At 66.1% G+C, this 13,512-nt stretch carries 12 protein-coding genes; 8 read left to right on the top strand and 4 right to left on the bottom strand.

What is annotated here, in order from left to right; translation table 11 throughout:
• Nucleotide 1: 1 nt before the first annotated feature.
• From H587_RS19105 to H587_RS19100, 3 genes are all read right to left on the bottom strand, one after another.
• Nucleotides 2-892: an ATP-binding protein gene (locus H587_RS19105; protein ID WP_051202990.1), complete on the bottom strand. Its 891-nt coding sequence runs from the start codon at nucleotides 890-892 to the stop codon at nucleotides 2-4.
• Nucleotides 889-1,752, bottom strand: coding sequence for a nucleotide-binding protein (locus H587_RS0115165; protein ID WP_027176953.1), 864 nt, complete (start codon nucleotides 1,750-1,752; stop codon nucleotides 889-891). Before H587_RS0115165 ends, H587_RS19105 begins: the two co-directional genes overlap by 4 nt.
• Before the next feature lie 95 nt (nucleotides 1,753-1,847).
• Nucleotides 1,848-2,177 carry a DUF5320 family protein gene (locus H587_RS19100; protein ID WP_034609612.1) on the bottom strand — a complete coding sequence of 110 codons (330 nt, stop codon included), beginning with the start codon at nucleotides 2,175-2,177 and terminating at the stop codon, nucleotides 1,848-1,850.
• A 180-nt stretch (nucleotides 2,178-2,357) separates the two neighbouring features.
• On the opposite strand from H587_RS19100, the gene H587_RS0115155 reads away from it, so the two are divergent.
• The 8 genes from H587_RS0115155 to H587_RS0115120 all read left to right on the top strand — a co-directional run bounded on the left by H587_RS0115155 (nucleotide 2,358) and on the right by H587_RS0115120 (nucleotide 11,600).
• Nucleotides 2,358-3,680 carry a sigma-54 interaction domain-containing protein gene (locus H587_RS0115155; protein WP_027176952.1) on the top strand — a complete coding sequence of 441 codons (1,323 nt, stop codon included), beginning with the start codon at nucleotides 2,358-2,360 and terminating at the stop codon, nucleotides 3,678-3,680.
• 85 nt (nucleotides 3,681-3,765) lie between these two features.
• Entirely contained in the window at nucleotides 3,766-4,233 is a 468-nt protein-coding gene (locus H587_RS19095) for a NifB/NifX family molybdenum-iron cluster-binding protein (RefSeq protein WP_156904588.1), read from the top strand.
• Entirely contained in the window at nucleotides 4,184-4,552 is a 369-nt protein-coding gene (locus H587_RS0115145; protein ID WP_027176951.1) for a NifB/NifX family molybdenum-iron cluster-binding protein, read from the top strand. Before H587_RS19095 ends, H587_RS0115145 begins: the two co-directional genes overlap by 50 nt.
• Before the next feature lie 8 nt (nucleotides 4,553-4,560).
• A complete protein-coding gene (locus H587_RS0115140; protein ID WP_027176950.1) occupies nucleotides 4,561-4,812 on the top strand; it encodes an FmdB family zinc ribbon protein in 252 nt (83 codons plus the stop codon).
• A 31-nt stretch (nucleotides 4,813-4,843) separates the two neighbouring features.
• A complete protein-coding gene (locus tag H587_RS0115135) occupies nucleotides 4,844-5,182 on the top strand; it encodes a NifB/NifX family molybdenum-iron cluster-binding protein (protein WP_027176949.1) in 339 nt (112 codons plus the stop codon).
• Between the two features lie 213 nt (nucleotides 5,183-5,395).
• Nucleotides 5,396-7,102 carry an FAD-dependent oxidoreductase gene (locus tag H587_RS0115130; RefSeq protein ID WP_027176948.1) on the top strand — a complete coding sequence of 569 codons (1,707 nt, stop codon included), beginning with the start codon at nucleotides 5,396-5,398 and terminating at the stop codon, nucleotides 7,100-7,102.
• Between the two features lie 46 nt (nucleotides 7,103-7,148).
• On the top strand, nucleotides 7,149-8,336 hold the full coding sequence (locus H587_RS0115125) for an efflux RND transporter periplasmic adaptor subunit (RefSeq protein WP_034609699.1): 1,188 nt from the start codon (nucleotides 7,149-7,151) through the stop codon (nucleotides 8,334-8,336).
• Nucleotides 8,337-8,342: 6 nt separating this feature from the next.
• Nucleotides 8,343-11,600 carry an efflux RND transporter permease subunit gene (locus tag H587_RS0115120; protein WP_027176946.1) on the top strand — a complete coding sequence of 1,086 codons (3,258 nt, stop codon included), beginning with the start codon at nucleotides 8,343-8,345 and terminating at the stop codon, nucleotides 11,598-11,600.
• Nucleotides 11,601-11,876: 276 nt separating this feature from the next.
• Here H587_RS0115120 and H587_RS20385 read toward each other — a convergent pair whose 3' ends face one another.
• A complete protein-coding gene (locus H587_RS20385) occupies nucleotides 11,877-13,352 on the bottom strand; it encodes a radical SAM/SPASM domain-containing protein (protein WP_084630890.1) in 1,476 nt (491 codons plus the stop codon).
• Nucleotides 13,353-13,512 lie beyond the last annotated feature (160 nt).

Below are 13,512 nucleotides of genomic sequence, written 5' to 3'. Positions count from 1 at the left end.
GTCAGGTCGCGGCGGCGGCCTTGACGCGTTCCTCGGCGGCCGCGTTCAGGCGTTCCCAGATGGCGGCCAGCTCCGCGCCCAGTCCCGAGGGGTCCAGCTCGGCCACGCTCAGGCCCTTGAGCTGGGCCTCCACGAAGAACGGGTTCACGGGCAGCTCGCCCACCAGGGGCAGGCCGGACTCGGAGCAGAAGGCGCGCACACGCCCGGCCTGGCCGGGGTGCACGTCGCACTTGTTCAGCAGCACCATGCCCGGGATGCGGAAATGGTCCAGGAGCCGGGCCACGCGGGAGAGGTCATGGAGGGCCGAGACCGTGGGTTCGGCCACCAGCAGGGCCGCGTCCGCGCCGGTGAGCGAGGCGATGACCGGGCAGCCGATGCCCGGCGAGCCGTCCACCAGGACGTGCGACAGGCCTCTTTCCCCGGCCAGTTCGGCGGACTTGGCCCGCACGGCGCTGACCAGCTTGCCGGAGTTCTCGGCCCCGGCGGCCAGCTCGGCGTGGATCAGGGGGCCCAGGCGGGTCTCCGAGACGAACCACTGGCCGCAGTGCCGGGGCGACAGCCGGGCCGCGCCCGCCGGGCAGACGAATTCGCAGGCTCCGCAGCCCTCGCAGTGCTCCGGCCGGATCGCGAACGTCTCGGGGTCGACGGCCCCGTAGCGGCAGGCCTGGACGCAGGCCCCGCAGCCGGTGCACAGGTCCGGGTCCACCGAAGCCAGGGCCCCGCTGGTGAAGTCGTGGATCTCGCGCTTCTCCGGGGAGAGCACCAGATGCAGGTCCGCGGCGTCCACGTCGCAGTCGGCCAGGACCAGGGGCGCGGCGACCGTCGCCAGCCCGGCGGTCACGCTCGTCTTGCCCGTGCCGCCCTTGCCGCTGATGACCACGATTTGTCTCATGCCGCCACCTCCCCGATCCGGCCGCGCACGGCATCCCAAAGATCGCCGTAGGCCCGGGCCATATCCGGCAGCTCCTCCACCAGCACCCCGCCCTCGGCGCACACGGCGGCGGCGTTCGCGCTGTAGGGGATGCGCGCCAGCAGCGGCACGCCCTGCTCCTCCAGCCAGCGTTCCACGCGCTCGTCGCCCATGCCCGCCCGGTTGACCACCGCGCCGTGGGGGAGATTCATGCTCCGCACGAGGCGCACGGCCAGGTCCAGGTCGTGCAGGCCGAAGGCCGTGGGCTCGGCCACCAGGAGCACGAAGTCCGCGCCGTCCAGGGCCGCGATGGCCGAGCAGGCCGTGCCCGGCGGGCAGTCCCAGATCTGCGTCGGGGCCAGGGCGGCGTTCTCCTTCACGGCCTTGATGAGCGGGGTGGCCATGGCCTCGCCCACGCGCAGGCGGCCGCCGTGCAGGTGCAGGGCTCCGGCCGCGCCGAAGCGAACCACGCCGAGCCTCCGCTTGCCTTCGCGCACGGCCCCGGCCGGGCAGGCCAGGCCGCAGAGCCCGCAGCCGTGGCAGAGCTCGGGAAAGACGAGCACTTCCCCGGCCATCCAGATGAGGCACTTGAAGCGGCAGAGGTCCACGCAGGCCCGGCAGGATTCGCCCAGGCACTTCTTGGGGTCGATCTCCGGCACGGGCAGGTATTCCTGGCGGCAGAAGGACCAGCCGGGCTTGAGGAAGAGATGGGCGTTGGGCTCCTCCACGTCGCAGTCCACGAGGGCCACGGTTTGTCCGGAGCGGGCCAGTTGCGCGGCCAGGTTCACGGACACGGTGGTCTTTCCCGTGCCGCCCTTGCCGCTGGCGATGGCGAGTTTCATGCCGCGAGTTCCTTTGCGGTCGGTTGCTGTTGGTTGCGGATGGCGGCGGCCGGGCCGGCGGGACCCGGTCGCCGCCGCTGTGCGGAAGCGGCTGGTTACTTCCGCGCTTCCTGAAGTTGCCGCTTCAGCTCGGCGATCTCGTTCTCCAGGGCCGCCAGGCGGTCCTGCTCCGGCTCCACGGTCCGGGGGTTCCGGCCGAAGCCGAAAAAGCCCCGTCCCTGTCCGGCGCGGGCCTGTCCGGTTCCGGCGGCGCAACGGCGGCCGCGTCCCCGGCCCTGTCCGAGCCCCAGGCCCTGTCCGAATCCCCGGCCGGAGCCGGGCTGGTCGACGTCGTTCCCGGCCTCGCGGGCCGCCCCGCAGCGGCCGAATCCGCCGCCGGTCATGGGGCCCTGTCCGAGCGGGCCCGTCCTGTCCTGATTGGGCATGTTTTCCTCCCGGCCGCCGCTGGGCGGCCTTGCCGGGGATAAAGCATTTCCCGTGCCGCACAGGATTGTTCAGTGATTCCAGTGGACTTGCCTTGTCGGCGAGATGTGTTAGCTTTTGAGTGGACGTATTTCGCGTCGAAAAGGAAAAAACGGGCGCGTTTCGCGTCCGATGGAGCGGACATGGCCATCCCCAGAGAAGTGCCCTGCGAGGCCATCATGGAGTCCCTGGCCGACGGCGTGTTCACCGTGGACCTGGACTGGAACATCACCTTCTTCAACCGCCGCGCGGCCCAGATCACCGGCGTGCCCCAGGCCGAGGCCGTGGGCCGCAAGTGCTGGGAGGTCTTCCGCTCCAGCGTCTGTGACGGGGCCTGCGTGCTGCGCTCCTGCCTGGAGAGCGACCTGCCCCAGGGCGTGGCCTCGATCTACTTCGTGCGCGCCGACGGCGACAAGGTGCCCGTGAGCGTCAGCGCCGCCCCGCTCAAGGACCGCAAGGGCCGCGTCATCGGCGGGGTGGAAACCTTCCGCGACCTCTCCGAAGTACAGCTGCTGCGCCGCAAGCTCGACGGCCGCTACAGCCTGGAGGACATCCACGGCAAGAGCCCGGCCCTGGCCCGGGCCCTGGAGCACCTGCCCCAGATCGCGGCCAGCGGCGTGAGCGTGCTCCTGCTCGGCGAGTCCGGCACCGGCAAGGAACTCTTCGCCCGCGCCCTGCACAACCTGAGCGCCCGCAAGGACGGCCCCTTCGTGGCCGTGAACTGCGGGGCCCTGCCCGAGAACCTCCTGGAGTCCGAACTCTTCGGCTACAAGGCCGGGGCCTTCACCGACGCCAAGAAGGACAAGCCCGGACGCTTCCAGGCCGCCCAGGGCGGAACCCTCTTCCTGGACGAGATCGGGGACATGCCCCTGGCCCTGCAGGTCAAGCTTCTGCGCGTGCTCCAGGAGAAGACCTTCGAGCCCCTGGGCGGCACCAAGTCCCTGCCCGCGGACGCCCGCATCGTGGCCGCGACCAATTGCGACCTGGAGGACATGGTCGGCCGGGGCCGTTTCCGCCAGGACCTCTTCTACCGCCTGAACGTGGCCCGCATCGTCCTGCCGCCCCTGCGCGAGCGCACCGAGGACATCCCCCTGCTCACCGACCTGTTCGTGAACCGCCAGAACCTGCTCCAGGGCAAGGACGTGGCCGGGCCGGACGAGGACGTGCTGCGCATCCTCCTTTCCCATCCCTTCCCGGGCAACGTCCGGGAGCTGGAGAACATCATCGAGTACGCCTTCATTCTCTGCCCCGGCGGGCTCATCCGGCCCGCGCACCTGCCGGAGTACATCCGCCCGGTGGAGGGCGCGGTCCCGTCCCCGGCCCCCGGCACCCTGGAGGAGATCAAGCGCCGCGCCGCGCTGGCCGCCATCGAGCGCCACGGCGGCAAACGCATGGCCGCCTGCCGGGAGCTGAACATCTCCAAGGACACCCTGCGCCGCATCCTGTCCCGCGCTTCCGGGGCCTGATCCGTCCCGCTCCTCCAGTGGGCGCATTTCACGCCCTGGGGCTTCGCCCCCATTTATAACCTCCTTTCATCCCTAGGTTTTAATTTTGGCACGGGTTCTGCTTTCCGAGAGCATGTTGGTTTGTCTGGCCTGCTACGAAGACCGTCTGGCCTCGCTTCTGGACACGGCCACGGAACTGCGCCTGTTCCGCCTGGAGAACGGCGGGGCCGAGGCGCGGGGCCGCATGGTCCTGCCGCCGGGCGGCTGCCACGCCCTGCCCCAGCTCCTGGAGCGGGCCGGAGCCGGGGTTCTGCTCTGCGGCGCGGTCACCGGGCGGCTGCTGCACTGTCTGCGCGCCGCGGGGGTGGACGTGCGCCCCTGGCTGCGCGGCGGGCTGGACGAGGTTCTGGCGGCCTGGGCCGCCGGGAGCCTGGACGAATTGCGCATGCCGGGCTGCGGACCCGCGTCCGGGGGCTGTCCGCCTCCGGGCCGCCGCGTCTGCTGCCGGAAACGAAGGAGGAACGATGAAGATAGCCATCAGCGTACAGGGAAAGGACCAGCAAAGCCCGCTTGACCCGCGCTTCGGCCGTGCCGAGGGCTTCCTGATCTGCGACACCGAGGGCGGGGAGCCCGTCTACGTGCCCAACAGCCAGAACATGAGTCTGGCCCAGGGCGCGGGCCTGCAGGCCGCCCAGACCGTGGCCGGAGCCGGGGCCCGGGCCGTGATCACCGGCCACGTCGGCCCCAAGGCCTTCCTGGCCCTGAACAAGGGCCGCATCGCCGTGCACCTCGTGCCCCAGGGCGCGGCCGCCACCGCCGCCCAGGCCCTGGAGCTGTTCCGCGCTGGAAAGCTCCCCGAGGCCCAGGGCGCGGACAAGGACGGCCACTGGTAGGAGGAAACATGCCCATTTTCGAGTACCGCTGCCGCGCCTGCGGCCGCGTCTTCGAAGAACTGCAACTGTCCGCAAACGACGTCCCGGCCTGCCCCGGCTGCGGAGCCGCCGATTCCGAGCGCCTGCTCTCGGCCTCCTCGTCCCTCACCGGCAAGGAGTCCGGCGTCCTGCCCGACGCGCGCGGCCACGGCTGCTGCGGCGACCGGCCCAAGGACCGGGGCTGTGTACCCGGCTTCTGCTGCGGCCGGGCTTCATCCTGAACATTCGACACCCAGACAAGGAGAACATGTGATGCGTTTCGCCGTTCCCATGGCCCAGGGCCAGATCTGCATGCACTTCGGACACTGCGAGCAGTTCGCGGTCATCGACGTGGACGACGCCTCCAAGGCCCTGGCCAAGACCCAGATGCTTCTGCCCCCGCCCCACGAGCCGGGCCTGCTGCCCCGCTGGCTCAAGGAGCGCGGCGTGACCCACGTCATCGCCGGGGGCATGGGCGCCCGCGCCCGCCAGCTCTTCGAGGAGGCCGGGGTCAGCGTGACCGTCGGCGCCCAGGGCGGTACCGCCGAACAGCTCGTCACCGCCTTTCTCGGCGGCTCACTGGTCACCGGCGCGAACACCTGCGACCACTAGCCCCCTTCGGGGGTTTACGAAAAGGCGGGGGAGGCTCTCGGCTTGGAAAAGGAGTCGAGAGCCTCTTCCCGCATTTCTGGAGAGGGGCGAAGCCCCCCGCGTTTCTGGAGAGGGGCGAAGCCCCTTTCGGAAATCATGGATGATTGGTATGGATTCGGCCGAGCCGCGCGGGCTGTGCCGCGCAACCATTTGAAGCCAAGGAAGGAATCCGCAATGCCCCAACACGTCGTCATCATCGGCGCGGTGGCCCTGGGCCCCAAGGCCGCCTGCCGCTTCAAGCGCCTGGAGCCGGACAGCCGCGTGACCATGGTCGATCGCGGCCGGACCATCTCCTACGGCGGCTGCGGCATCCCCTATTACGTCTCCGGCGACGTCTCCGACGCCTCGGCGCTCCAGTCCACGGCCTTCCACATGGTCCGCGACCCCGCCTTCTTCAAGGCCACCAAGGGCGTGGACGTGCGCACCGAGACCGAGGCCGTGTCCATCGACCGGGCGGCCAAGACCGTGACCTTACGCCATCTGCCCACGGGCGCGGAGGAAGTGCTGTCCTACGACAAGCTCGTCCTGGCCACGGGCAGCAGCCCGGTGCGCCTGCCCATTCCGGGCGCGGACCTGCCGGGCGTGTTCTCCGTGGGCAGCCTGGAGGAGGCCACGGCCATCCGCCAGCGGGTTTCCTCGGGCAAGGTCGGTTCGGCCGTGGTCGTGGGCGGCGGCTTCATCGGCCTGGAAATGGCCGAGGCCCTGGCCGACATGTGGGGCATCGAGACCACGGTGCTCGAATACATGGACCAGATCCTGCCCGCCGTGGCCGGAAAGAACCTCGCGCGCATGGCCCGCCTGCACATGGAGGAGAAGGGCGTGACCTTCCGCCTGGGCGAGAAGCTGCTGCGCATCGAGGGCGACGGCGAGGTGGAGCGGCTCGTCACGGACAAGGGCGAGATCGAGGCCGACCTCGTGGTCATGTCCGTGGGCGTGCGGCCCAACTCCGAGCTGGCCCGCGCGGCCGGACTCACCGTGTCCGAGCGCGGCGGCATCGTGGTCGACGAGACCATGCGCACCTCGGACCCGGACATCTTCGCGGGCGGCGACTGCGTGCAGGTCAAGAACCTCGTCACCGGCAAGCCCGCCTACCTGCCCATGGGCTCCATGGCCAACCGCCAGGGCCGGGTCATCGGCGACAATCTGGCCGGGGGCCATGCGCGTTTCGACGGCGTGGTCGGCTCCTGGTGCGTGAAGCTTTTCGAGCGCGCCGCCGCGGGCGTGGGCCTGAACCTGAACGCGGCCCTGCGCGAGGGCTACGACGCGGTGAGCGTGCACGTGACCCAGGTGGACCGGGCTCACTTCTACCCCGACCGGGCCCTGATGAGCCTGGAGCTGGTGCTGGACCGCGCCACGCGCCGCGTGCTCGGGATGCAGGGCCTGGGCGCCAACGGCGACGCCCTGGTGGGCAAGGTGGACGCCCTGGCGGCCATGCTGCCCCACGCCCCGGTCTGCGACGACCTGAGCAACGTGGAGATGGCCTATTCCCCGCCGTTCTCCGCCGCCCTGGACATCCTGAACGTGCTCGGCAACGTGGCCGTGAACGTGCTCGACGGCCGCAACCGGGGCATCGAGGTGGACCGCTTCGAGGAGTTGTGGGACGGCCGGGCGGACAACGGCGTGTTCTTCCTGGACTGCCGCGAGCGCGACAACGCCGCCGAGTTCCTGGCCCGCCATCCCGGCGACTGGCACAACATCCCCCAGGGCGAACTGGCCGGACGTCTGGACGAGCTGCCGCGCGACCGGCCGGTGGTGGTCATCTGCAACACCGGGGCGCGCTCCTACGAGGCCCTGGTGACGCTGCTGCACAACGGCTTCGCCGCCGCCGTCGACGTGGAGGGCGGCATGGCCGCCGTGCGCGCGCTGGGCATGGAAATCTAGTCTTCCCGGCTTGACAGGACGGGCCCGGGGCGGGAGTATGCGCAACATGATACTCCCCCCCCGGCTCGTTTTCCCGCTGCTTCTGGCGGCCTTCCTCCTGCTCGCTTCCTGCGGCGGCGAACCTCCCGCCGCGCCCGAACCCCGCGAGGTCCGCGCCGAGACCGTGACGCTCGCCGCGCGCCGGGCCCTGGAGTGCCGCAGTCTGCCCGGACGGGTGGAGCCGCGCACGAGCGCCGTGCTCTCCAGCAAGATCTCCGGCACGGTCACGGCGGTCCTGGCCGAGGAGGGCGACCTGGTCCGGAAGGGCGCGCCGATCCTCCAGATCGACGACTCCGAGCTGCGCCAGCGCGAGCAGGGGGCCCAGGCCGGAGTGGGGCAGGCGGCCATGGAGCGCAAGGCGCTGGCCGCCCAGGTGGCCCTGGCCCGGACCACGCTCGCGCGCATGAAGACCCTGCTGGACCAGCAAGCCGTGAGCCGGGAGGACTTCGACAAGGCCCAGGCCGAGTACCTGGCCCTCAAGAGCCGCGAGGAGGCCCTGGCGGCCCAGGAGTCCTCCGCCGCGCACCAGAGCGCCGAGGTCCGCTCGCTGCTCTCCTACAGCACCGTCACCGCGCCCTTCACCGGCGTCCTGGCTCGCCGCCACGTGGACCAGGGGGCCTTCGTCAGCGCCGGATCGCCCCTGGCCGAGATCGACGACGCGCAGGGCGGCTACGACCTGGACGCCCAGGCCGACGAAAGCCTCCTGTCCCGGCTGCATATCGGCATGACCGTGCTCGGCCTGGCCCCCTCGCTCTCGCCCGAGCCCTTCCTGACCAGCCTCGGCGCGGTCATCCCGCGCGTGGACCCGGCCACCCGGACCTTCCGGGTCAAGGCCCCGCTGCCGCCCCTGCCCGGCGACGCCAAGCCCCGCTCCGGGTTGTTCGGCAAGGTCTGCGTGCCCCTGAATCCGGCCAAAAAGCTGCTCGTCCCGGCCCAGGCCGTGCGGATGCGCGGGGAACTGCCCACCGCGCTCGTCGCGGATACGGACGGCGTGCTCCGGCTGCGTCTGCTCAAGCTCGGCGGCGGCTACCTCCAGGCCGAGATCGAGGGCGTGACCTACATCCTCCAGGCCCAGGCCGGGGAAGAGGCCCCCGGCATGTTGCGCGAGGTGCTCTCCGGCCTGTCCGAGGGCGACGTGCTGGTCGTCTCGGCGGACCAGACCCTGCGCGAGGGCGACCGCCTCGCCCGGCCCTGAGCGGTCATGGCCGAGGACCGCGCCCCCCGCGACCACTCCCACGGCCTCCTGGGCCGGGTCACGGCGACCTTCGTCCGTTCCAAGCTCGTGCCCCTGATCATCCTGGCGTCCCTGTTCCTGGGCGTCTTCGCCATCGTGAAGACCCCCAGCGAGGAGGAACCGCAAATCATCGTGCCCATGATCGACGTCATGGTCTCCATGCCCGGGGCCACGCCCCGGGAGATCGAGGCCCGCGTGGCCGGGCCCATGGAGAAGCTGCTCTGGGAGATTCCCGGGGTGGAGTACGTCTACACCACCTCCTCGGACGGCCGGTGTCTGGCCGTGGTGCGCTTCCTGGTGGGCCAGGACGTGGAGAAGAGCATGGTCAAGACCTACGCCAAGCTCTACCAGCACCTGGACTGGATTCCGCCGGGCTGCTCCGAGCCCATTCTCAAGCCCCGCTCCATCGACGACGTGCCCGTGCTGGCCCTGACCTTCCACGGCGAGGGCCGGGACGGCCGGACCCTGCGCCAGGTGGCGGCCGAGGCGGCGGAGACGGCCCGGACCGTGCCCGGGGTCTCGGAGGTCACGCTCATCGGCGGCCGCAGGCGCGGCCTGACCGTGGAGGTGGACCCGGAGCGGCTGCGCAACCTGAACCTGGACATCCTGGACGTGGGCGACGCCCTGCGGGCCCAGAACCAGGCCGCCGTGGGCGGGGCCCTGACCCGCGAGGGGGCCTCGGTGAACGTGCGGCTGGACAGCTTCCTGCGCACGGCCGCCGACGTCTCGCGGGTGGTCCTGGCCGTGCGCGACGGCCGTCCGGTGTATCTCGCGGACGTGGCCCGCGTCTCGGACGGCTTCGACGAGCCCTCGGACTACGTGCTCTTCACTCCGGGCCCGGCGGCCGCCGCCAAGGGCATCCATGACGCCCCGGGCCGCGTGTTCCCGGCCGTGACCCTGAGTCTGGCCAAGCGCGCCGGGGTCAACGCCGACGTCCTTTGCCGCGAAGTGCTGCGCCGGGTGGAGGCCCTGCGCGGCTGGATCATCCCGGACGACGTGCGCATGACCGTGGTGCGCGACTACGGCGAGACGGCCCGGCACAAGTCCAACGAGCTCTTGGAGCACCTGCTCATCGCGGCCCTCTCCGTGGGGGCCATCGTGGCCGTGTTCCTGGGCCTGCGCGCGGGCTTCGTGGTCATGGTGGCCGTGCCCGTGACCCTGGCCGTGACCTTGGCCACCTACTGGCTCATGGGCTACACGCTCAACCGCGTGACCCTCTTCGCGCTCATCTTCTGCATCGGCATCCTGGTGGACGACCCCATCGTGGACGTGGAGAACATCGTCCGCCGCGCGCGGCTGCCCGAGTCCCGGGGCCGCCCCTTCGCCGAGGTCATCGTGGACGCGGTGAACGAGGTCCGCGCCCCCCTGGTTCTGGCCACCTTCACGGTCATCGCCGCGATCATGCCCATGGCCTTCGTGGGCGGGCTCATGGGCCCGTACATGCGGCCCATGCCCATCGGCGCGTCCGTGGCCATGCTCCTGTCCATGGCCGTGGCCTTCGCGGTCACGCCCTGGACCTCCTTCCACGTCCTGGACCGTGACGCCGGGCACAAGGGGGAAGAGGGCGGGCGGCTCACGCACCTCTACACCGCGCTCATGACCCGGCTCCTGGAGCGTCCGGCCTGGCGCTGGAGCTTCCTGGGGCTGGTGGTCCTGCTGCTGGTGGCGGCCCTGAGCCTGTTCCCCCTGCGCGGGGTGCTGGTGAAGATGCTGCCCTTCGACAACAAGGCCGAGTTCGAACTCGTGCTGGACATGCCCGAGGGCACGGCCCTGGAGAACACCGCGGCCGCCTGCCAGGAGATGGGCGCGGTGCTGCTCCGGCAGCCCGAGGTCACGGACTTCCAGGTCTACGCCGGAACCTCGGCCCCGTTCTCCTTCAACGGCCTCGTGCGCCACTACTACCTGCGCGGCGGGCCGGACCAGGCCGAAATCCAGGTCAACCTCCTGCCGCGCGGCGAGCGCGAGGCCTCCAGCCATGAGATCGCCGGGCGCGTGCGCCGGGAGCTGGCCGAGGCGACGGCGCGCACCGGCGCGCGGCTCAAGGTGGTCGAGGTTCCGCCCGGGCCGCCCGTGCTCCAGACCCTGGTGGCCGAGATCTACGGCCCGGACCCGGAGGGCCGCCTGCGCCTGGCCGAGCAGGTCAAGTCGGTCATGGCCGCCACTCCGAGCGTGGTGGATGTGGACTGGTACGTCACCGGCCCCCGGGCCGAACGGCGCATCGTGGTGGATACGGACAAGGCGCTCTTGAGCGGGGTGGAGCCCGAGCGGGCCCGCCGGGCCGTGGCCGCCGCCGTGGGCGGGGAGGAAGTCGGGCTGCTGCACGACGACTCGGCCCGCGAGGACGTGCCGATCATCGTCCGCCTGCCCCTGTCCCGGCGCATCACCGGCGCGGATCTGGCGTCCATCCCCCTGCGCGGCGAGGGCGGACGGCCCGTGTCCCTGGGCCAGGTGGCCCGGGTGGAGGAGCGCGTCGTGCCCCCGGCCATCTACCACAAGAACCTGCGGCCCGTGGTCTACGTCACCGCCGACATGGCCGGGGCCGAGGAAAGCCCGGTCTACGGCATGTTGCGGGTGGACGCGGCCCTGGACGAACTGGCCGCCGAGGGCAAGGGCGTCTGGCAGGCCCCGGGCCGCACCGACCCGCTCACCCGGGTCTACGCCGGGGAGCCCGCGCCCGGGGACCGCTGGTCCCTCAAGTGGGACGGCGAATGGCAGATCACCTACGAGGTCTTCCGCGACATGGGATTGGCCTTCGCCGTGGTCCTCGTGCTCATCGCCATTCTCGTGGTGGGCTGGTTCCGGTCCTACACCACGCCCATCGCCATCATGTCGCCCATCCCGCTCTCGCTCATCGGCATCGTCCCGGCCCACGCCCTGGCCGGGGCCTTCTTCACGGCCACGTCCATGATCGGCTTCATCGCCGGGGCGGGCATCGTGGTGCGCAACTCCATCATCCTGGTGGACTTCATCGAGCTGCGCCGCTCCCACGGCGAGAGCCTGCACGACGCGGTCATCGAGGCCGGGACCGTGCGCTTCCGGCCCATGCTCCTGACCGCCCTGTCCGTGGTGGCCGGGGCCTTCGTGATCCTCTTCGACCCCATCTTCCAGGGACTGGCCATCTCGCTCCTGGCGGGCGAGGTGGCGGCCACGCTCTTCTCGCGCATGGTGGTTCCGTTGCTCTATTACCTCGACCAGCGGGTCTTCGAGGCCTCCGGCCCTTCATAATCCGTTTAAATCGCGCCGGAATAATTTGAGAAAATTTGTATCAATAAAAAGTCAAATACAATGCATTAATCCAAATTAACCACGACTAATCCTACATGGGAAAAGAATTGGAGCAAAATTGTGGTCAGGATGTATGTGTTGTAATGTGGGCTAGTCTAGATTGAGTTAGTTCTCTGCCCTCATCGGCCATTCAAAGCTGACTAGTTTGCGATAGAGAGGGACGAGTTCACTCGGACTACAGACCAACATAAGCCCGCTACATAAACTTGGTGCGGGTCATGACGAACACGTATGCTTATTCTTCAATTCATAAAATATCTCTTTGTTGAGTCTTGCGATATTACAAAAGTATTCATTGACTATCAGCGGGTCACCATCTGGATTTTCGTTCGCATTTCTGACCATGCACATGGTACAAAAATCTTTGTCAACGCAGTGGACACATTTTGGGAAATTACGTCTCTTCAACGACCTTAGATATTTTATGTCCTCAGAATGGTTCCAAATGTCGTTTAAAGAAGTCTCTTTCACATTACCAATGATATAATCCTGCCAACCAGCACAAGGATATACGTTTCCATTATCTGATATACAAATAGAAGAACTGCAAACACTACAAACAAAATCGTCTGGAGTACGTGTCTTATTCTCCTTGGTTTCCTTCTCTATTTGCTCAAAATATTTTGAGTTGCTGGCTATTTTGTCGATGACCATTTTTTTAACTTCGGCAATTGATAGACGGCAATTAGTATTTTGTATTGTATGATTGTATCTTGCTATGATGACGTAATCATCTCCGGCGTGGATATTGTGCTTCTTCGCCCATGTTATAACATCTTGGTAACAGTTTTTATTTTGTTTCATTACTGGGCAGCTAATTTGCAAGATGATGTCATTTTCGACTAACTTCAAGATTGCCTTTTTTGTTTGTTCAAAACTTCCTTTTTTTTGAGTTATCTCATCGTGGATGCTCGGGTTCATGGAATATAATGAGGCTTGAACCCCCAATAAAGGATTTTTTTTCATTTCTCTAACGATTTTATCATTAAGCAATGTGAGATTACTAAGAATATTTATAGAAAAATTGTGCTCTCTGCACTTTTTTAAAAAATCGCAAAAACTTTTGTGTAACATTGGTTCGCCGCCACTCAATGTCAAATGCAGCAACTTCATATTCGCGCATTGTCGTATTATATTATGAAATAATTCATTGTCCATTTCGCTGGTTTTATTTTCGTGAGGTATATAGCAGTGTAAGCATCTTTCGTTGCATTTGCTTGTGATCTCAATGTGCAAATTTGTTAGTTGTGGTCTATTTTTGAAATGTTCTTCAAAAAAATCTTGTGTAGATTTATATGAGTTCGCAGATGCGTTTGCATTGTACAGTATTTCTGGCTCAAATACTTTATATGAAAATTTTATATCATTATTTTCGCATTCGTGTAGTGTTTTACCAGAAACAACGAATCCGTCATGTTCAAGCGTACGATAAAATTCAATAGCATCGTTCTTAATCGTCAGGATTTTAGAGTTTGAAAATTGTTTACTAATTTTTAGTACAATTTCATCGATAGATTTTGGCTTTCTATCCAAAGCAGAAAAAAATACCGCCCCGCTTTCAGATAATATTTTGTCGCCGACGTGACGTTCATTGTGATTCTTGCTTGTGTAGCCGAAATTTCTATTATCTGTTATATATCCGAACGAATTATGGTTTCTGAAAATGATATTTGACTTTATTTTGAAAAACATTGCGCCATATCCTAACTAATTGTGGCATGTCATGGGTGTGTTAATGACTGACTTATTGGTTGTTTGAGGACCATAACTGGTGGTTGGATTTGAATTGCATTAAAATGACAACGCTGTGAAATGCTTGAGCTGTAAGGTGTAGTTATTTTATAATAACAAT

Origin of the sequence: Desulfovibrio aminophilus DSM 12254, from assembly GCF_000422565.1 — a bacterium.
In the GTDB taxonomy this organism is placed as follows: Bacteria; Desulfobacterota; Desulfovibrionia; order Desulfovibrionales; family Desulfovibrionaceae; genus Aminidesulfovibrio; species Aminidesulfovibrio aminophilus.
The sequence above is the reverse complement of the archived record's forward strand: the minus strand, read 5'-3'. Positions and strand labels throughout refer to the sequence as shown.

Excerpts from the sequence above, each read along its gene's own strand:
- H587_RS20385 (WP_084630890.1), bottom strand. The coding sequence starts at position 13,352 with ATGTTTTTCAAAATAAAGTCAAATATCATTTTCAGAAACCATAATTCG.
- H587_RS0115140 (WP_027176950.1), top strand. The coding sequence starts at position 4,561 with ATGCCCATTTTCGAGTACCGCTGCCGCGCCTGCGGCCGCGTCTTCGAA.
- H587_RS0115145 (WP_027176951.1), top strand. The coding sequence starts at position 4,184 with ATGAAGATAGCCATCAGCGTACAGGGAAAGGACCAGCAAAGCCCGCTT.
- H587_RS0115165 (WP_027176953.1), bottom strand. The coding sequence starts at position 1,752 with ATGAAACTCGCCATCGCCAGCGGCAAGGGCGGCACGGGAAAGACCACC.
- H587_RS19105 (WP_051202990.1), bottom strand. The coding sequence starts at position 892 with ATGAGACAAATCGTGGTCATCAGCGGCAAGGGCGGCACGGGCAAGACG.
- H587_RS0115155 (WP_027176952.1), top strand. The coding sequence starts at position 2,358 with ATGGCCATCCCCAGAGAAGTGCCCTGCGAGGCCATCATGGAGTCCCTG.
- H587_RS19100 (WP_034609612.1), bottom strand. The coding sequence starts at position 2,177 with ATGCCCAATCAGGACAGGACGGGCCCGCTCGGACAGGGCCCCATGACC.
- H587_RS0115130 (WP_027176948.1), top strand. The coding sequence starts at position 5,396 with ATGCCCCAACACGTCGTCATCATCGGCGCGGTGGCCCTGGGCCCCAAG.
- H587_RS0115120 (WP_027176946.1), top strand. The coding sequence starts at position 8,343 with ATGGCCGAGGACCGCGCCCCCCGCGACCACTCCCACGGCCTCCTGGGC.
- H587_RS0115125 (WP_034609699.1), top strand. The coding sequence starts at position 7,149 with ATGATACTCCCCCCCCGGCTCGTTTTCCCGCTGCTTCTGGCGGCCTTC.
- H587_RS0115135 (WP_027176949.1), top strand. The coding sequence starts at position 4,844 with ATGCGTTTCGCCGTTCCCATGGCCCAGGGCCAGATCTGCATGCACTTC.